This window comes from Syntrophomonas sp. UBA1041 (genome assembly GCF_002316705.1).
Taxonomy (GTDB): Bacteria; Bacillota; Syntrophomonadia; order Syntrophomonadales; family Syntrophomonadaceae; genus DTU019.
Genome location: NZ_DCEA01000083.1, coordinates 15161 through 34621, shown reverse-complemented (window position 1 = coordinate 34621; position 19461 = coordinate 15161). Strand labels below are relative to the sequence as shown.

Genomic DNA, 19461 nt, shown 5'->3' with positions numbered 1-19461 from the left:
GAGATTGCAAGCCCCGGCGCGCCCGGTAATTACCGCCCGAGTAGCCTTTGTGACGGGGATATACGGCATCGGGCATGGGGAAGGTTGCTCTAACCCAGCGGCCTCCGGCATAGGTCCAACCGCTAACGGTGTTGCTTTGCCAGTGAATACCGCTTGTATTGAAACCGAAGCAGATTTGCCCCAGACGGCGCGCATGAATGATCATTTGTCTGAAAAAATTCGACTGCCCGTAAAATGGCCTGTTGGGATCTCCACTACTCTCAGACAGGATCCCTACCACCGGTCCCAGTTTAATTTCGCCCTCTCCAATGTAGAACCCATATTTTCGGCCGGAAGACAGGCAGAGGCGGCGCATGGTGGAGGGATTCAGTGATATAAGGTCTGTATTTTTCACCTTTTGATTTATTTTCGGTTTGAGGGTTTTCCGAAGTTGACCTACCTTGAGGATTAGTTGGGGCAGGTCCTCGGTATCATAATCATTAGCCAGTTTAGAGCTAATCAAAACTGTATCTGCCGCGAGACGTGGATTCGAGACAACTGTAACCATTTTGAATTGTTTCATGCTTTATCTCCATTACAAAAGTTTTGTATCATATAATATGAGTACTGCGCTACTTTTGCTAACCATGCTCCATTTTAGGAATAATAATATCTGTATGGTTGACGATACTATAAAAGTTCTTGAGGGGGGTTATTGTGCTATTAATCAGCGCGTGTCTTTGCGGTCTCGAATGCAAATACGACGGGAGCAGCAACCCGCACCAGGTTTTCGCAGAGATGTTGCGGGCCGGCCGGGTTATCCCAATCTGCCCTGAACAATTAGGCGGCCTTGCCACTCCCCGTGAACCGGCAGAGATATCGGGGGGCGCCGGGAAAGAGGTCTTGCGGGGGCAAGCCCGGGTATTGAACAAATCCGGCGCGGATGTCAGCGCTGCTTTTGTAAGAGGTGCGGAGCAGACCCTGAAGATTGCGCAAGCAGTAAATCCTTCCTTGATCATATTGAAAAGCCGCAGTCCTTCCTGCGGGGTAGGCAGCGTCTATGACGGCAGTTTCTCGGCCAAGCTTCAGACCGGTGACGGGGTGACAGCCGCACTGCTCAAGAAGCACGGCTTTGCCGTTATCGATGACGAAGCTTACCTGCAGCGGGAATCAAACTAAAATGAACTAAAGGAGACGTTATGAAAGCTATCAGCCTTTTTTCAGGAGGCCTGGATTCGCAATTAGCCTGTCAGCTTATTAGAAGGCAGGGTATCGAGGTGATAGCGGTTTGTTTTCAAACCCCGTTCTTCGGCAGCAATCCTTCTATCCAGACTAGTGCCGCCCGTCTGGGTATCGATCTGCATCTTCTGGAAATCAGCGACGAATATATGAGCGACATTCTTCTCAAGCCCCGCTACGGATATGGCAAGAATTTCAACCCCTGCATCGACTGCCACGGTTTTATGCTGCGCAAAGCCGGGGATCACATGAAGGAGACCGGGGCGTCTTTTCTTATAACCGGCGAAGTTCTGGGGCAGCGTCCTATGAGCCAGAACAAATCTTCACTGGGGCTGGTTGAAAAACTGTCTGGTTACCCGGGTTTAATTGTACGGCCGCTGTCGGCAAAGCTGCTGCCCCCCACTATTCCGGAGCGGGAAGGTTGGATAGACAGAGAGCAGCTTTTAGATATCAGCGGGCGCGGCAGAACCCGCCAGATGGCCCTGGCCGAAGAGTTCGGGATCACAGATTATCCTTCACCGGCGGGAGGGTGCCTTTTAACCGAGCCGGGCTTCGCGCGGCGTTTAAAAAGGCTGCTGGAATACCGTAACCTTCCGACCCGGTCCGATACCGAGCTGTTGAAGACCGGCCGCCATTTTTATGTGGCCTCCGGCACATTGCTGGTGGTGGGCCGCAACCATTCCGAAAATGAACAGCTGAAGCGTTTGGCTATAGAAGGCGATGTCTTGATCAAAATGGCCCAACGGCCCGGCCCTACCGGCCTGCTGCGCATATATCAACCCGGAACCCCGGATATGGCATATGCGGCCTCTATCGTGGCCCGCTACAGCGATGCCAAGTCCCTGCCGGAAGCCGATGCCAAAATCTTGGATCATGAGGATAATCTGCTGTCACAGATTACCGTAATGCCATTATCCCCCGAACTTACGCCTGCTATGGTGTAAGCCGTCAAAGCTTAAACTTAACCGGGTGCCCGGCACCCGGTTTATTATGGCTTATTCTCCCGCACTATTGGCCTTAAGACTATTTTGCAGATACGACGCCCAGTCAGGATTGCACTCCAGCCAGGCGGCCAGGCGCGCCAAGCACAAGACGGTATTCGAACTCAAATTGTGTTCTATCTTTTCGGTCTCAACCAACACATTTTCGGTGACGCCAATCATTTTCAAGAATTTCTCAATGATATGATGCCTCTCCAGCAAATAGGCCCCCAGTTCCGCTCCCTGCTGATTGAGGGCAATTACGCCATATTTTTTGTACTCAATATATCCCATTTCGGCCAATTTCTGTATCATGCTGCTGGCTGACGGCGGCTGCACATGCAGGGCTGAAGCTATATCACTAATTCTGGTATAGCCCTTTTTCCGGGCCAACCGGAATGTCATTTCCAGGTAATCCTCCATGCTGGCTGTAAGCTGGCGGTTTTTTTCGATCAGTTCATACCCTCTAATGGTACGGAACTCGTCATTATCTTGGTGCATATCGGGCCTCCGCTATGGATTATCCTGTTTCATCTTATGCTTTTGCCAACCGGAATAGTAGAGCGGGACATTAACTGGTCTGTTCGGCCAGTTCCACTGCTTCGGCTGAAGCAGATGTCCTTTTGCGTTCGGCGATCAATTGATACAGGGAAGTTAAGCCCAACCCGAGGAAAACGAAGCCAGCCACACGGTTGATGACCGCAGGTGTGATATGACGGGCCAGGGCCAGCCCGATGGTCACTTCCACCAGTACACATAATGTTAACGCCAGGGCACTGGCAAAGAAAATAGTCCAGCGTTTATCCGGTTTATTACTGGTAAATAAGAGTACCGCCAACTGGGTCTTATCCCCCAATTCACAGAGAATAATAATGATATAAGTGGTCAACCAGGTCAGAAACTTTATGCTCACAACTTCACCTTCCTCTTTAAGTGATAGCGATGTTTCCAATTACCCCGAATACCAGCAGAACGCCCAGGGTAAGAAAAACCACCGCTGAAATCATCTTGATGGTTTCCGGCTTTAAAAATCTGGCTATAGATGAACCGATGATAACCTCAATAAATGAAGTGCAGATTAAAGCCGTGGCCGATCCCAAGGCCACCCAGAACACATATAGAGGCTTGGCGCTGGCCAGCAGCAAGGTGCTGATCTGGGTCTTATCCCCCATTTCAGATAGAAATACCAGCCCCAGAGTAGAAAAAAACAAACGCCATTCCACTCTATCAAGCACATTTTTTAACAGCCTGCATCCCTCCTTCACGACACCGGGGCCCATAAATTTATGGGCTGCTTAACTTGTTAGCCCCGGCTTATCTATCCTATTCTGAGAGGCACGATGCTGTTACAAAAAAGCGAGGGACGTAAATTTTTGTATCCCCTAAGGAAACAAAATTACGTCCCTTTGCTTCTGCAGCCCTCATTGCTTGGTTTTAATCCATGAATATCTTCTTCCACAACAGTCAGTATCGCTGCAACCGCATAGTCTACACTTATTATTTCGGTATCCCACATAGCCCCACCTGAAGTACGCGGAATGAACCCATATTTATATTTCAGCCTCGAGATCAATCAAAATTTCCTTGTCTATTATTAAAATTGGTGATATAGAATCATTATTTGTTTAATTGACTATATTTTGTCGAGACCGCCCGGGCTGTGATTAAGCGCCGGTACAACGCCTGGTGCAGTTCGGCGATGTGATCCCAGTCAAATTTTTGCCCCAATTGCCTGCAGCGCTCTGAAATGCTTTGATGGGTCTCAGGATCGAGCAGCTCGCCAATGTATTGAATATATTCCTCAACCTTGCCGGCAAAATAAATATTATATCCATGAATCAAATCGTCCGGAGTCTCGGCGGAACTGGTGGTTATCACCGGCACTCCGTTGACCAGGGCTGCTAAGAGCGATCCCCGCCTATAGCTGGCCCCATCACTGAACGGCAATATACAAACCAGGGACTCGTACAACAGACGGGCCACCTCTTCAGGAGAACTCCCCAGGACCCATTCGATATTTAAATCCCGGGCGTCTTTTCTGAGACATTCGAAATAGGGCAGATAAGCGGGATGAACATTGCCCACTATGCGGAATCTGAGCTGTGGCCCGAATGTAAGCCTGGACTGGCGGGCAACCTCGATAAATGTATCGATGCCTTTGTTGGGATAGATCAGGCCAAAATGGGTACAGACAGGCAACGAACTTGTGCCGGCAGTCACAGCCGCCCGGGGTATATTGCTCGCTATGGGGATCACGCTTATCTTATCTCTCAGGGGATAAAACCAGACTCTACGGAGGTAGCCGGCTTGGGCGGAGGTGGTGGTGAGAATATGCACACAGAAATTGAAGGCCAACAGGCTGATCCGTCTCAAGATGTGGGCTTTCTTAGATTCATGCACGGTCACTATTACGTTGCGGCCTTTTAGTCTGCCATATACCGCTGCCGCATGCGGACCGAGCCGATGCCCAAAACCAATGGTCGGGTACTGAAAATGAATGATATCGGGCTGGAAATCAGCGATGGCGTGCCGCAAGGCGGTTATGGCACACAGCGGCGACCAGGAAGACGCTCTTTGCTCTAAGACAGCCGGACCTGGAACAGGCGTCGGCGAGGTGTCTGTCGAACAGAGCACCATTACCTCTACAGCCTGTTTTTCAAGTGCTTGCACCAAATTATAAGTATAGTCTCCTACCCCGCAAACATCCGGCGGGTAGGAGCCGCTGATCATCAGCACTTTCAACGCTGTTCACCTCGCCCGCTGCCATTGTGTCCCTTTTAAGCTTTCCAGTCGCTTAAGTCTTGGTGCAGTAAGCTTTCCAGCATCTCAATCTCCCCCAAGAAATCCGCGCCAGCATAGCCGGCAAGCCGAAGCAAAAAAACAGGCTCACCGCCCCTTCGGTCCGGGGCTCTCCCCTGCCTCTTCTAATCAAAAATGGATAAATCAATCTGCTCGAACATCTGGCGGTAGCCTTCTTTGTCGGGATGCCCGCCGTCAAGCAGGAGCAGTTCGGTTTTTACCCCGCCGTCCTGATCATAAAAGGCCTGGTGAAACGGGATCAAAGCGATATTGTTTGCGCGGGCGTAATCGGCCATCCATTCACGTATCCTGATCAAGAGCACTTCCCAGAAGGGATCGTCCACCGCGGTGGGTGTGCCCAGAATAACCTTGATGCCGTTGGCTTGAGCGGTTGCCGCCATTTCGCGGATATTCCAGGTTATGCGGTCAAAGGATTCCCCGCAGAACACATCATTTATGCCCCCGGAAATTACCACATGAGTGGGCCGGCAGTTCAAAACCGCCCTGTCAAAACGCCTCAGCATGTCGCCGGTGGTATTGCCGTTCATGCCCTTGTTTATCAGCTCGGCATCCAGCACCAGCTCCAACCTGTTTACCCAGGACTCGGAGGGTCCCCAGGGAAAGCCCCAGGTTATGCTGTCCCCCAAAAATACTATCTTTTTGCGCTGTGTCGTCAAGATCTTCACCTCAATTTCGGGAGAGAAATGGGGCAACAGCGCCGCCCCGGTTAAGGTCAGTCATAGCTACTGCTGGGTCAAAGTTTCCAGCCTTCTGATAACATCATTGAGCTGATTCAGGCTTTCCCCATATCCGGCCCAATCCCCGGTCTGCAGCTTTTGCTGGGCCTGATTATAGAACTCCCGGGCTTGCGCCGCCAGGCTTTGCACCGTATCCTGACCGGCCGGCGGCTGTTCGCTGGGCGTGGCAGGCGTACCCGGCTGCTGGACTTGATCCCCGAAAAGTCTGACCAGGGCCTGATCCAGGCTGGGCTCCATCACTATGCTGTTGCCAAAGGCCACCACCACACGTTTTAGCTCAGGCAATTGGCTGTTCTCAGCCTGCAAATAAATCGGTTCCACATACAGCACGGCATTATCGAAGGGGATGACGATGAGATTGCCGCGATATACCCTGGAGCCGCTTTGATTCCACAAGGTCAGCTGCTGCGAAATCACGGTATCCTGGGTTATTCGCGCCTCTATCTGCTCGGGGCCGAAAATGGTCTCCTGCTTATTGAACTCGTAGACCAGAAGATTACCATAATTATCGCCGTCCATACGGGCTGCCATCCAGCCGATCATATTGGGCCGATTCTTGGGGGTAAAAGGCATCATCAACACATATTCAGGCTTTTCCTCATCGGGGAAGCGCATGATGATATAATAGGGCTCCATATCCACCTGCTGATCGCCCACGACTTCCTTGGGGATCAGCCAGGGATCTTCTTTGTTATAGAACACATTGGGGTCCAACATATGAAAGTTGCGATACATGGCCGCCTGGGCCTTAAACAGGTCTTCCGGGTAGCGCAGATGGCTCTTGAGCCCGGCAGGCATCGCCTCCAGGGGTTGATAAACACCCGGGAATATGGCGGCATAGGTCTTGATAATGGGATCCTCGGCATCAGCGATATAGAAGCGCGTTTCGCCGCTATAGGCGTCAATGGTCACCTTGACGGCATTGCGGATATAGTTGTTGCCATTGCCCCCTGGATAGGGTTCTGAATAGGGATAGTAATTGGTGGCGGTATACGCGTCGATAATCCAATACAATCTGCCGTCATCATTCAAGACTATATAGGGATCATGGTCATACTGCAGGTAAGGGGCGACGGCGCGCACCCTCTGATCGATCTGCCGCCCCATCAATACCTGGCTGTCGCTGACGATATCGCTGGACAGCAGCATCTTATAGTCTTTCATGACCCAGCTCAAGAGCAGGCGGCGGGGATAGGAACCGATTTTGATGCCGTCCTGCCCTTCATAGGTAGAAAAGATATTTTTATCTCCCATGGGATAATCAAATTCCGGTTGTTTAGTGTTCACTATTACCGTGTTATTGGTGCGCTCCCCGAAATAGATCTCCGGGCGGGTGACGGTAATGCCTTCTGCGGTGCGCGGCGGAATATCCTGAATAAGGAATTGCGGGAAGCCTTCCTGCGCGATTTCAGTGACCGGGCTCATCAGCAGCCCATAACCATGGGTGTACATCAGTGTCTGGTTAACCCAGGTCTTAGCATCCTCCGAAAGCTGGGCCTGGTCGATCTCCCGGACCGACACCATCACCTGGCGATACTCGCCGTTAATAGTGTAGCGATCCACATCCACATCATGGAATACATAATAGCCTCTCAACTGCTGCAAATTCTGATAAGTGATCATCAAGGGCTGCCAGTCCCATATGCGTATATTGGAGATAATACCCTGGTCCTCGGCGTTGTTGATATCCAGGGTATAAGTGTTGGTAAAAGGTTTGATTTTCGCTCTGTCAAGCGCGTAAGCATTACGGGTACCCTGGATAGCATTTTGAATATACGGAGTTTCACGGTTGAATTCGTTGGGCTGCACCACCAGTTTTTGAATAATGGATGGATAGATGCTGCCCATCACCACAGAAATGACCAGCCAGGCGCCCAGGCTTATCAGAATCCAGTTCACTTTTCTGATCCATAGATTGGCCAGAATAATCAGGCCCACAATAAGGGAAATAATCATTAAAGCTTGATAGGCCGGCAGGGTGGCGTGAACATCCGTATAGGTGGCTCCCCAAACGATCCCGGAGGGTGAGAACAGGACTCCGTAGGCATCGAGCCGATACCCCCAGGCCTTCAGCAGCAAAATCAAAGCGATCAAAACGGCCAGGTGGCTCTTGGCGGTGGTGAACTGCCGCCAGTCTCCCAACAGGAGATCGGCGGAGGCGTTGATAACGTAAATTACACCAACCATTATGATGGTCAAAACCAGGGTGAGCATCAGAATGGCATAAACATCATGGTATAAACTGAGATTGAAAAAATAGAAACTCAGGTCTTTGTTAAAAATAGGATCCGCCAGGCCTACCGGGACGCGGTGGAGAAACTGCTGCACGGGAAGCCATTTTCCGCTGCCGGAGGCACTGACCAGCAAGGCGCCGAAAACGCTCAGGCCCAGGAAAAACCATTTTGCCATGGGGCCGCTTAAAAAGTCCCGCCAGGGCGACAAGGGGATCTGATCCAAATAGATAATATCCCGGCCGTCTTCGGTGTTGTCAGGACGTTCCGTCTCCCTCAGGTGGCGACGGGTAATCTGCAGGTTGATAAAAAAGAATACAAACGACATTACAAACAGAATCAGATACAATCCCACTTGATTGGATATCATGGTGATAAACACACCGGCATAATTAATGGAATCGAACCACAGCCACTGTACATAAAGCCCTGCCAGGGCAGATAATACTCCCAGTACAATCAGCAGCAGGAATAGTTTAGTGCTGCTCTTCATAGAGCGCATTAGGCCTTCCCCCTTTCGGTCACCTCAACGACAATCTTTCTTTATTATATCTTGTCTCAATATATAAAAAACCCCTGTACTAGTTAAACTCTCCCACATATCATGGATGCAGTAGCCGGGGCCCGCATATCAACAATCAGTCAAAAACCCGCAGGACTTCATAGGCGGTATCCCGCAATGCCGGGGTGCGCCCCGCCTGGTGAATCAGTTCCAGCATACTGTCCAGCTGCATCATATAATTTACGCCGGCCATTGAGGCCATATTCTCATCCAGCATCAAACTGCCCAGGTCATCGGCGCCGAAGCCGAGCGTATTTGGCCCCACCGGTTCGCCATGGGCGAAGCAATAACCCTGTATATGATCGAAATTGTCCAAATACAGGCGGGATAAGGCCAGAAATCTCAGGTAATCAGAAGACGACAGCTTTTCCCCCTGCAGCTCATTGCTGCCAGGTTGATAGGTCCAGGCAATAAAAGCCCTGAATCCCCGAGTTTCATCCTGTAAATTCCGAATCTCGCGCAAATGGGCCAGGCGCTGCTCCGGGTTTTCCACGGTGCCCATCATCATTGTAGCAGTGCTTTTAATGCCCAGCCGGTGGGCTGTGCGCATTACCTCCAGCCAGGCCGCGGTATTGATCTTGTTGGGGCTGATCTGGCTTCTAACCGCATCGTGCAATATATCCGCACCGCCCCCGGGTATGGAGTCCAGGCCTGCTTTCTTTAACCTCAGGAGCGCATCTGCAACGGTCAAACCGGAGTTTTGCGCAATGAACGCCACCTCCGGCGGGGTCAAGGAATGTATGGTCAGGCCGTAACGGCCTTTGATTTCCTTAAACATGTCCTCAAAAAACTCGATTTTTAGATCCTCGTTCAACCCCCCCTGCAAAACCACTTGAGTTGCGCCAATTTCCATGGCCTCCATCACTTTGCCGAACAAGGTAGCCTTATCGATGACATAGGCGTCACAGTCGCTTTTACTGCGGTAAAAAGTGCAAAACTTACATTTGCAGGAACATATGTTGGTGTAATTGATTTTCCTGTCAATGATGAAGGTGATGAGGTCGTCTTGAAATATCCTGTCCCTGGCCTGGCAGGCGGCCTGACCGATAGCATCCAGGTCCCCATGTTCAAAAATAAAGGTAAATTCCTCGTCGGTCATGCGTCGTCCCGCAGCCACTTCGCTCAAAATACTCTTGCTGTCCAAGGCCACACCGTCTTTCCTACTATACTCCGGGTATTAAGTTGATGATATTTTCAGGTTGAATTGTTTTAAGACATTAAATCAATCCTAAAAATAGACCTCCCTGATCCCGGCCGGCATACTTTGACAAATCCTGGCTAAAATCAGGGTTTTGCAGTGATTCTATTTTATTATCGCATGCGTTGTTTTCTATTTGAAGGTCTTTTCTTAAATGCGGCCGGGTCAAATTCCTCGACAAAAGTCAAAGCCCACTCCAGGCGACGTATAATCTCGTCCGTACTGCCCTGGCCGGTATAAATCAACGGCTGACAGCTGAACTTCTCAATAAAGACCCACAGCTCCAGAGCGGTTTCCTCCAGCTCTATCAAGCCTTGTTCGGCCTTGTCATTATCCCCGGCGTCCATCAATTCTTTCAGCTTCGTAATCTGTTGGCAAATCTCTTCCAGGGTTTCATTTATAATACCTGCGGGCAGGAAGTTAGTCATGCAAACAAAAACTCCTGATTATTGGTATTATATATTTCGTCATATTGAAAGAAACTTCCTTTTTGATGATGTCGAAAAATAAAAGGGGCAGCGTCCCTCAGAGCGGGGTTGAACTGCCCTGTTTCATGCCTAAAACAACTATCGTCAAAAGCTGGCGGCCGGGTCTACTTAATGCCCTTGGCGCCGCCTTTGCCCTTCATGGCCAGAATGTTGGTTTCATAGGAAAACACCAGATTATCCCGTTCCCGGGTGCGTTTCAAAGCCAGTTGGATCAATTCTTCGGTCAATTCCGTAAAGGATTTGCCGGAAGCCTCCCAGAGATAGAAAGAAAGCGACCCCGGGATGGTATTGATTTCATTTACATAGACCTGGTCCAAATCGGTGTCAATCAGAAAATCTATGCGCGATACCCCGCTGCAGTCCAGCACATGAAAGGTTTTAACCGCCAACTCCTGAATTAAAGCGGTTTTTTCCGCGGAAATGTTGGCTGGAAGCTGTCTGGCAGCGCCGCTCATGCCTTTGCCGCCTTCACTCATGTATTTGTCTTTGTAGCTCAAGATTTGCTCAGTGCTCACCGGTTCCTCACAAACCGAGGGGACCGCTTTCTCATAATCCCCCAGTACCGAGCAGTTTATCTCCCTGAGGCTGACCACTTTGTGCTCCACGATGATGCGATTGGAGAAGCTCGAGGCCAGGTCCAGGGCATCCTCCAGTTCTTCCCGGTCGGCGGCCGTGGTTATACCCACACTGGAGCCGGAATTGGCCGGTTTCACTATTAGCGGGTAAGCCAGACGGGACTCGATCTCCTCATAGATGCCGGCCGGGTCCGAAAACCAGCGCTTGGAATAAAACCATACATAGTCCAAAACCGGCAAACCGGCCTCTTTCAAGACCATGCGCATAGCGATCTTATCCATGCCCAGGGCTGATGATAAAACATTACAGCCCGCATAAGGAAGATCCAGCATCTCCAGATAACCCTGCAAGGTGCCATCCTCCACATTGGTGCCATGCACCACCGGCAGGGCTACGTCCAGCGTCCCCAGCCGGCCTTTGCGAAACATGCTGCCGGGGTATTCGGTGATCACTTTCTCTCCATTGTGGTTGCTGATCACAATCTGTTTGGATCGATTTAATAAACGATCCAGGTCCCTGTAATTCTGAATGTCAGTTAATGCCTCGCCGGTGTAAAATTGGCCCCGCTTAGTTATGTAAACCGGTACCACATTGTATTTATTGCGGTCAATGCTGTGGATTACCTGCAAGGCTGATATGATTGAAATCTCATGTTCAACCGACCTGCCTCCGAAAAAAACACCCACATTAATCTTCACCATTTCATCTCCTTTACTCGTTGTATGTATCGGGCAGATCGTTCTCGAATAAGACCACACTGCCCGGTCTGGCGATAAGGCTTAGGTGTTGTAAGGCCTGGTTTAAGTTCCGGGCCACAAGATACTGATCAGGCGGATAATGGGCCTCCTTAAAGGCTTCTTGTATGGGCTGGGTCTGGCGCGGCCCCACCAGTATGACATAATCGCAAACTTCGGCCGCCGCCCGGCCAAACTCGAAATTCAGCTCATATTCCCTGCTCCCCAGTTCCACCATACCCGGGGTTATCATTATCTTGAAGCTCCCTTCCATTTTTGAAAGAACCTCCAAAGCCATTTTAGAGCCCACCGGATTGGAATTGAAGGCGTCATCTATGATCAGATAATCCTTGCCGCGCTTCATCTCCAGGCGATGTTCAACCGGGGCCAGATTGCGGACTGCCAGGGCGATAGTTGCCATATCCATCCCCAACTCATAGGCAACCGCTGTAGCCGCCAGGATGTTATATATATTGTGTCTTCCCAGCAGACGGGTGCGGAATACCCCCTGCTGCCCCTTGCGGCTGCAGACGGTGAATACTGAACCCCGCGAATCATATTGGATGGACCCGGCCCGATAATCCAAGTCTTCTGATAATATACCATAGCGAACATAACGGATGCCCGGCACCGTCGGCAGGGAGCGGATGTTTTCATCATCCCAGTTGACAAAAGCGATGCCGCCTTCTCTTAGCGACTGAATAAGTTCGAACTTGGTGCGCTTGATGTTGGCCAGATCTTTAAAAGTTTCAAGGTGCTGCTCGCCAATTGAGGTTAAAATGCCCATAGAGGGATGGACCAGATCGCAGATCTCTTTTATGTCGCCTTTTTTGCGGGCTCCCATTTCCACAATATAGATCTCATCGGTCGATTTCAGCCTGGTACGGGTGGTGAGAATGACTCCCATGGTGGTATTGTAGCTCTCCGGGGTGGCCAGGACATTGAAACGCTCCGCCAGGATGCGGTTGAGGAAGTTCTTGGTGCTGGTCTTGCCGTAGCTGCCTGTGATCCCGATCACTTTCAGTGAGGAGTGATCGGCCAGAATCTGCTCGGCATCCTGGTAATACCAGAAATTAATGGCCTTCTCCAGGGGCCAGATCAATATATTGGCTAGCAGTACCAAGAGCCAGGTCAGGACGCTGACGATATACAGCACAGCCAGGGTCTCCAGATGAACTGCGGGGGTCCACAGGTTCTGAACCGCCCAGAAGCTCAAGGCTGCCACTAATATGGCGGCCAGAATCAACAGCCGCTTGAGCCGGCTGGTGTAAACCATTTTCTTTTTGGCCCCGGTCTGACGCTGGTTGTTATACAGGGCCACCGCAATCATCAAATAGATCAAGCCCCAGATAAAATAGGCCAGGGTGCTCTGCCGCGCCCACAGCAGCAAAACAGCCGCGAGAGGCAGCAAATCCGGCCAGCCCATCACCCGCTGCAGGTTGCTCATCACCCAGCGCAAGTAGCGCCCGCTGAAGTAACCGCTCAATTGCAAATAATGCGCCGCTTTATTGATTTTCAGAATGGTGTACAGCAGCCAGGGAACTAAAACGGCCGTGGCCAAAATGGTGCCGCTATGCATCTTTGCTCTCCATATCTTCCTTTAAAAACTGCCCGGTGATATGTAAAAAATCGGGGAGACGATCCAGGTAAGAGTAATGGCCGGCATTATCCAGCACAACCAGCCCCGCGTCGGCTATCAGCTGCTCCATCAAGCGCCCGTCCGCCACCGGCGTGGCAGTATCGTCCGCACCCCACATCAATAATGTAGGAACCTTGATCTGGGGCAGCATAGCAGTCAAGTCCTCATTTATCACCTTAACCAGGGTCTCACGCATCACCCCTCTGGCATTGCGGTAGTCTTCGGAGCCAGAGCGGTTTTTCAGTTCCTCCAGACGGCGGTGAAACAGGGGTTTAAGCCCGGGCAACTCCATGAAACGGCGGGCCATTTTATATGAATAGATCTTGAAGTAGTATTTCAAATCTCTCTGGGGTACGATGCCGGAACTATCCACCAGGATGAGTTTATGGATCGGCTGCTGCTGTGCGGCGAGAAAAATGGACACCTTGCCGCCAAAGGAATGACCCAGTAAAATGGGGCGTTCTATACCCTGGTTGTGCAGGAACCCTTTTACCAACGAGGCGTATTCGGCCATCCCCCACTTCCGGGGCGGTTGGTCGCTCAGGCCAAAACCCGGCAGATCCACAGAAAAGGTGCGAAAATAGCGTTCAAAATGCTTGTGCAAGGGGTTCATCAGCGACAAGTTGGCGCCCCAGCCATGAAGCAAAACCATATCCCGGCCTTGACCTGACACCTTGAAATGAACCTTCTGCCCGTTTACTTCAACAAACAATCAATTAACTCCTTAAAAAGCATCAAAACAGGATCAATCGCTCTGATAAAACATTATACAATTTTATTAATAACTATGTGCATATTTGTAATATCTGTCATTGACCTGCGGATTTAATTTATGCTCTTGAGATGGTTATATTGTCCCTCAAAACCGTAAAGGTAACCTTGTCCGGTTTTATTCTGCACATATTATACCTTTTTTTATGAGACAGTTGGGCTTATTTCCAATAATTTCAGGGGCGGGCTAAAGAAGGTGGTTTTCGGGCTTGAGGTATTTCCCTTGAATCGGGCGTAAACATGTGTTAGAATATGTCTTGCGACAAACGCAGGGGAGTAGCTCAATTGGCAGAGCATCGGTCTCCAAAACCGAGGGCTGGGGGTTCGATTCCTCTCTCCCCTGCCATTTATATGAAAAAATAGGGCTTTTTAAGCCCTATTATTTTTGTCTTTTACACGCGGTTAACCTCATTTATGACCCGATGTACAACCTCTTCAGCCGCCTGATCATTTACTTAGTATTTTTCTGCCTTAATGCAGGCCCCTACACAAGCTCCATCACATATAAAATTACCCTCGACTCCGCTGTTCAATTGCGCGGAATGTCTTCATAAAATCTCCATACTTTTAAATTATTATAAATCATACCCGACTACTTGTTTTTAAGATAAAGGAGGCATGAAACGGACGAATATCAGAGGTCTGACAATTGCCGGCAGCCCATTATGAAACCTATTTATCGATGAGGCCGGTAATAATCGTGGCCGCAACCGTAGCAATCGGCGGGTTGACCGGCTAATCCCACACAATATCCCAATAACAGGTTACTATCCATGGAAAGGAGGATCTTGTTACGATGAAGATTACCCGCAGACAGTTCTTAAAGGTAACTGGTGCCAGCGCAACAGCAATGGTCGCAGCGGATTTAGGCTTCGACCTAAAACCCACAGCCGCAGCAATCAGAACTCTGCGCATTAAGAATGTTAAAGGAGTTCCCACCATTTGCCCCTACTGTGGTTCAGGATGCGGTCTTCTAATTTATTCAGAACGGGATGCGGCTGGCAATTTTGTGAAACTACTCAGCGTTGAGGGAGATCCGGATAATCCCATCAATCGCGGTAATGCCTGTGCCAAAGGTTCAGCTTTGTTTAACCTGAGGGAAATCTATGATGAAACAACCCACAAACAGGTTCCCAACCCCAAGCGTGCTACCAAACCTCTATACCGCGCACCTGGAAGCGAAAAGTGGGAAGAAAAAGATTGGGCATGGACGATTGATAGAATTGCTGAGAAGATCAAGGAAACCCGGGACAGCAGCTTCATCCATAAAGAGAAAATAGCCAATGGCAGCGAAATTATCGTTAATCGTACCGAAAAAATTGCCTCCATAGGCGGATCGGCTTTGGATAATGAAGAAGCCTATCTGTGGAGCAAACTGGCGCGTTCCCTGGGTATGGTCTATCTTGAAACCCAGGCACGTATCTGACACTCCCCTTCGGTGGCAGGATTGTCGCCAGCATTTGGCCGGGGTGTCATGACCAACCACATGGGCGACCTGAAAAATTCTGATGTGGCTCTGATTATGGGCAGCAACATGGCTGAAAACCACCCCATCGGTATAAAATGGCTGGCTGAAGGCCGGAAGTTGCGGGGTACAAAGATTATTCATGTTGATCCGCGTTATACCCGTACCTCAGTTTTAGCCGACCTCTACGCCCCTATACGCCCGGGAACCGATATAGCGTTCCTGAGCGGCATGCTCAACTATATCATCCAGAATAACCTCTATCATAAAGAATATGTAACCGCATACACGAATGCTTCTTATCTTATTGCCGATGGATATGATTTTAAAGACGGTCTCTTCAGTGGGTATGACGCGGCTAAACGCAGTTATAACAATGCCACCTGGGACTATCAGTATGATGCCGACGGCACTACTATTTTGAAAGATGCTACTCTGGCTCATCCCCGGTGCGTGTTCCAACTCATGGCCAAACATTATTCTCGCTATGACATTGATACCGTAGTCAAGATCACCGGTACTCCCAAAGCCAAATACCTTGAAGTCTTAAAACTCTACTGCAGCACGGGGGCGCCTGACAAAGTGGGATGTGTCAACTATGCGATGGGAATTACTCAGCATACGGTAGGCAGCCAAAACGTGAAATCGTTTGCTAACCTCCAAATGCTGCTTGGCAACATGGGACGTCCCGGTGGAGGCATCAATGCTCTGCGGGGTGAAAACAATGTTCAGGGAGGAACCGATATGGCCTTATTGTTCCATATTATTCCCGGTTATATCGACAGCCCCATGAACACTGCAGCCAACAAAGATCTACTCTCTTTTTTGAAAACAGTGACTCCCGGCGCTGCCAGGCTTCCTGCCGCAACAATGGAGGAATTCCGGGCCGCTGTTAAAGCTGGTATTCCTAATTCAGGATTCAAAATTAATACTTCGAAGTGGGTAGTCAGCATGCTTAAGGCCTGGTATGGAGAGGCATGCAAAGCTGAAAATGATTTTGCCTACCACTATTTGCCCAAACGCGACGAAAAGAAAAACTATTCCCATATCGCCCTGTTTGAAGCCATGAACAAAGGTGAAATAGACGGTTTGTTCGTTATGGGTTCCAACCCGGTGGTGGGCGGACCCAATGCCAATAAAGAGCAAACTGGCTTAAGCAAGTTGAAATGGATGGTCAGCGTTGACCTGTGGGTAAATGAAACGTCTGAATTCTGGAGCTATAAGGCCTGGGAAAGACCTCATGGCGGTAATTTCCATATGGACAAAATAGCGCCCCAGGACACCGCTACCGAAGTTTTCTTCCTGCCCGCCTGTGCCGTCTATGAAAAAGAAGGTACGGCCGCTTCCACCAGCCGTTGGGTACAATACCGCTGGAAAGGCGCAGAACCTCTGGGTGAGTCCAAGTCAGACCTGTGGATGATTGACAAAATAGCCCAGAAAGTCAAAGAACTTTACAAGAGCAGCACCCGGGCAGAAGACGAACCCATTATAAATATGACCTGGGAATACGGCCATGGTGAAGAACCTGAGCCTATCCAAGTAGGCCTCGAAATCAATGGTTATACTGTAGCTGATGGTAAACCGATTGATGGTTTTGCTAAATTGGCCGATGACGGCAGCACTGCTTCCGGCAACTGGGTTTACTGTGGTCAGATGACCAATAAACCAGATGGATCACTATTATATAAACCGCAGAAACGTGATAACAAAGACAATTCCGCCACAGGACTGGGCCTCTTTTCTAATTGGGCCTGGTGTTGGCCGGTAAACCGGAGAATAGTATACAACCGCTGTTCCATTCAACCAGACGGTGTTACCCCCTGGCCGGGTGATGATGAACGCGTTTTGATTCGCTGGGATGCAACCAAGATTTCCGATCCATTAAAACCTGAAATAGTAGGCAGCTGGGTCGGTGATGACGTTCCCGATTGTACCAAGACCGCTCCCCCTGATAAAGCGGTTCCATTCCTGATGAGACCAGAAGGAACGGGGTGTTTGTTTGCCACCAGGGGATCTTTCAAGGATGGTCCCTTCCCTGAGCATTACGAACCCTGGGAAAGTCCAGTTGACAACTTAATGAGTAGTCAATCCCTTAACCCGGCCGCCAAGGTTTGGGAACCTGATAAACTGGGGACGACCGATAAATATCCATTTATCGCTACTACCTACCGGGTTGTAGAACACTGGCAAACTGGTGCACTGACCCGCAACCTGCCCTGGCTGGCTGAAGTGATGCCGAGCATGTTTGTAGAAATCAGCGAGGAATTAGCCCGCTTAAAGGGCATTAAAAGCGGTGATAAGGTTATGGTTGCGTCTACCCGTGGCGATATTGAAGCTGTAGCCTGCGTTACCAAGCGCATAAAACCGTTCATAGTTAACGGTAAGGAAATGCATATGGTAGGAGCTCTCTGGCACTTTGGCTTCAAGGGTTATGTAACCGGAGATCCGGCCAATCGTTTGACTCCGCATATAGGCGATGCCAACACTATGATACCCGAGTACAAAGCCTACCTCTGCGATATAAGGAGGGCTTAGATATGGCAAGATTAATGACTAATTTATACGATGTCAGTAAATGTACAGCCTGCCGTGGCTGTGTAATTGCCTGTAAAGATACCAATCAATTATCCGTCAACGAAATTGGTAAATTTAAGGGAAGTTACCAGACCATAGAGGATCTGAACGGCAACACCTATACCATAATGCGTTTTAATGAGCATGATGACCCGGTGGATGGGGTGCGTTGGAACTTCTTGAAGTGGCAGTGCATGCATTGTATCGATCCTGTATGCGTAAAGGTGTGTCCTAAAAAAGCCCTTTCAAAACTTGAATGGGGCGCCACTATTCAAGATCCGGACAAGTGTATCGGTTGCCAGTATTGTTCCTATGCATGCCCCTTTGGAGTACCCAAGTATCGGAAAACTACAGATACCATTACCAAGTGCACCCTGTGTTATGAGAGAGTGGCGGAGGGTCTAAAGCCAGCCTGCACCAGAACCTGTCCGAGCGGGGCCTTGACTTTTGGCTACCGGGATGAATTGTTGGTTGTAGCCGAAGAAAGAGCCAGGTACCTGCGAGCCAACGGCTTCCCCCGGGCTACCGTTTACGGAAAAGTAGAACTGGGCACAGGCACCAACAAATTATATGTTTTGACTGATACACCGGATAAATTTGATTTACCGGTTGACCCCAAAGTATCGACCAGCACTTGGGTATGGCAGGATTGGGTCCAGCCCTATGCCGGCTGGCTCATTCCCATCGCCTTGGCGGGTTCTACAATCAGTTTTGTAACCACCCGGTTAATGGCCAACAAAAATGGAGACCACCAGGAAGGAGGTCATGAGTAATGCAATGGATTCCCAAATATCGCGACGATGTGCCACGCGTAGAAAGGTTTAATGCCGTGGCTCGTATCACCCACTGGGGTCATACCGTGACCTTTTTGCTCTGTCTTTTTACCGGACTGGCCTTATTCCTGGGTGGTATAGACTGGTTGGCGGCTATTTTCGGCGGTTACCGTGGGGCCGGATTGGTGCACCGAATTGCAGCCGTTGGTATGACCATCATGCTAATCTTTGGCGCTACCTTTGGTTTTAAAGGCTTGATCGCCTGGATCAAGGACATTCTTCGTTTTGGCATTAACGACCTTAAGTTTATTCTTATTTTCCCCTTGGAGTTCCTGGGCTTCCCGGTTAAAGTTCCTCCTCAGACCAGATTCAATGGCGGTGAAAAGGGCAACTCGGTAATCACTCCGACCATGGTTGTACTGCTGGTATTGAGCGGCTATATCATGTGGTTTCCATCCATATTCCCGGTTTGGCTGGTGAAACTTTCTTACCCCGTTCATGATCTAGCTATGATTTTCTCCACCGTAATGGTATGCATGCATGGTTATCTGGGTTCCTTCCATCCTGGATCAGGCGAGTCCTTCTGGGGTATGTGGAAAGGCACTGTTAGAGCAGATTGGGCCAAACATCACCATGCCATCTGGTATGATGAGACTTATGGGGACAAAATAAAAGCTGAGCAATAACAGATTCAA

Annotated in this window: 17 protein-coding genes and 1 tRNA gene; 6 read left to right on the top strand and 12 right to left on the bottom strand. The window is 49.8% G+C overall.

Annotation, left to right across the window (positions count from 1 at the left end; all coding sequences use genetic code 11):
- Nucleotides 1-562: hypothetical protein (locus tag B2633_RS12420; RefSeq protein WP_483171004.1), on the bottom strand; the 562-nt coding region annotated here is incomplete at its 3' end.
- 134 nt (nt 563-696) lie between these two features.
- On the opposite strand from B2633_RS12420, the gene B2633_RS12415 reads away from it, so the two are divergent.
- Both B2633_RS12415 and B2633_RS12410 read left to right on the top strand, forming a co-directional pair.
- Nucleotides 697-1158 carry a 2-thiouracil desulfurase family protein gene (locus B2633_RS12415; RefSeq protein ID WP_483171002.1) on the top strand — a complete coding sequence of 154 codons (462 nt, stop codon included), beginning with the start codon at nt 697-699 and terminating at the stop codon, nt 1156-1158.
- A 20-nt stretch (nt 1159-1178) separates the two neighbouring features.
- Entirely contained in the window at nt 1179-2162 is a 984-nt protein-coding gene (locus B2633_RS12410; protein WP_483171001.1) for a tRNA 4-thiouridine(8) synthase ThiI, read from the top strand.
- Nucleotides 2163-2213: 51 nt separating this feature from the next.
- Here the strand turns inward: B2633_RS12410 and B2633_RS12405 are convergent, their stop codons facing one another.
- The 11 genes from B2633_RS12405 to B2633_RS12355 form a co-directional block, all read right to left on the bottom strand.
- Nucleotides 2214-2699, bottom strand: a complete 486-nt coding sequence (locus tag B2633_RS12405; RefSeq protein WP_483171000.1) for an iron dependent repressor, metal binding and dimerization domain protein — start codon at nt 2697-2699, stop codon at nt 2214-2216.
- A gap of 70 nt (nt 2700-2769) precedes the next feature.
- Nucleotides 2770-3111, bottom strand: coding sequence for a TMEM165/GDT1 family protein (locus B2633_RS12400; RefSeq protein ID WP_483170999.1), 342 nt, complete (start codon nt 3109-3111; stop codon nt 2770-2772).
- Between the two features lie 16 nt (nt 3112-3127).
- On the bottom strand, nt 3128-3433 hold the full coding sequence (locus B2633_RS12395; RefSeq protein ID WP_481039113.1) for a TMEM165/GDT1 family protein: 306 nt from the start codon (nt 3431-3433) through the stop codon (nt 3128-3130).
- A gap of 382 nt (nt 3434-3815) precedes the next feature.
- Nucleotides 3816-4934, bottom strand: a complete 1119-nt coding sequence (locus B2633_RS12390; RefSeq protein WP_483171021.1) for a glycosyltransferase — start codon at nt 4932-4934, stop codon at nt 3816-3818.
- A 188-nt stretch (nt 4935-5122) separates the two neighbouring features.
- Entirely contained in the window at nt 5123-5683 is a 561-nt protein-coding gene (locus B2633_RS12385; protein WP_483170998.1) for an SGNH/GDSL hydrolase family protein, read from the bottom strand.
- 57 nt (nt 5684-5740) lie between these two features.
- Complete coding sequence (locus tag B2633_RS12380; RefSeq protein WP_483170997.1) at nt 5741-8488, bottom strand: UPF0182 family membrane protein; 2748 nt, start codon at nt 8486-8488, stop codon at nt 5741-5743.
- A 136-nt stretch (nt 8489-8624) separates the two neighbouring features.
- Nucleotides 8625-9698 carry a CofH family radical SAM protein gene (locus B2633_RS12375; protein ID WP_483170996.1) on the bottom strand — a complete coding sequence of 358 codons (1074 nt, stop codon included), beginning with the start codon at nt 9696-9698 and terminating at the stop codon, nt 8625-8627.
- 161 nt (nt 9699-9859) lie between these two features.
- Nucleotides 9860-10174: a hypothetical protein gene (locus B2633_RS12370; protein WP_483170995.1), complete on the bottom strand. Its 315-nt coding sequence runs from the start codon at nt 10172-10174 to the stop codon at nt 9860-9862.
- A 164-nt stretch (nt 10175-10338) separates the two neighbouring features.
- Complete coding sequence (locus tag B2633_RS12365) at nt 10339-11508, bottom strand: D-alanine--D-alanine ligase family protein (protein WP_483170993.1); 1170 nt, start codon at nt 11506-11508, stop codon at nt 10339-10341.
- 13 nt (nt 11509-11521) lie between these two features.
- Nucleotides 11522-13123 carry a UDP-N-acetylmuramoyl-tripeptide--D-alanyl-D-alanine ligase gene (locus B2633_RS12360; protein ID WP_483170991.1) on the bottom strand — a complete coding sequence of 534 codons (1602 nt, stop codon included), beginning with the start codon at nt 13121-13123 and terminating at the stop codon, nt 11522-11524.
- Nucleotides 13116-13895: an alpha/beta fold hydrolase gene (locus B2633_RS12355; RefSeq protein ID WP_481039100.1), complete on the bottom strand. Its 780-nt coding sequence runs from the start codon at nt 13893-13895 to the stop codon at nt 13116-13118. Before B2633_RS12355 ends, B2633_RS12360 begins: the two co-directional genes overlap by 8 nt.
- Nucleotides 13896-14224: 329 nt before the next feature.
- Here B2633_RS12355 and B2633_RS12350 point away from each other — a divergent pair.
- From B2633_RS12350 to B2633_RS12335, 4 genes are all read left to right on the top strand, one after another.
- A tRNA-Trp gene (locus B2633_RS12350) sits at nt 14225-14300 on the top strand.
- A 450-nt stretch (nt 14301-14750) separates the two neighbouring features.
- The gene (fdnG, locus tag B2633_RS12345) at nt 14751-17954 is read left to right on the top strand and encodes a formate dehydrogenase-N subunit alpha (protein WP_483170990.1); all 3204 of its coding nucleotides are present in this window, start codon (nt 14751-14753) and stop codon (nt 17952-17954) included.
- 2 nt (nt 17955-17956) lie between these two features.
- Nucleotides 17957-18766: a 4Fe-4S dicluster domain-containing protein gene (locus B2633_RS12340; protein WP_483170988.1), complete on the top strand. Its 810-nt coding sequence runs from the start codon at nt 17957-17959 to the stop codon at nt 18764-18766.
- Nucleotides 18766-19452: a formate dehydrogenase subunit gamma gene (locus B2633_RS12335; RefSeq protein ID WP_483170987.1), complete on the top strand. Its 687-nt coding sequence runs from the start codon at nt 18766-18768 to the stop codon at nt 19450-19452. The genes B2633_RS12340 and B2633_RS12335 overlap by 1 nt, the downstream gene beginning before the upstream one ends.
- The last annotated feature ends 9 nt before the right edge of the window (nt 19453-19461 follow it).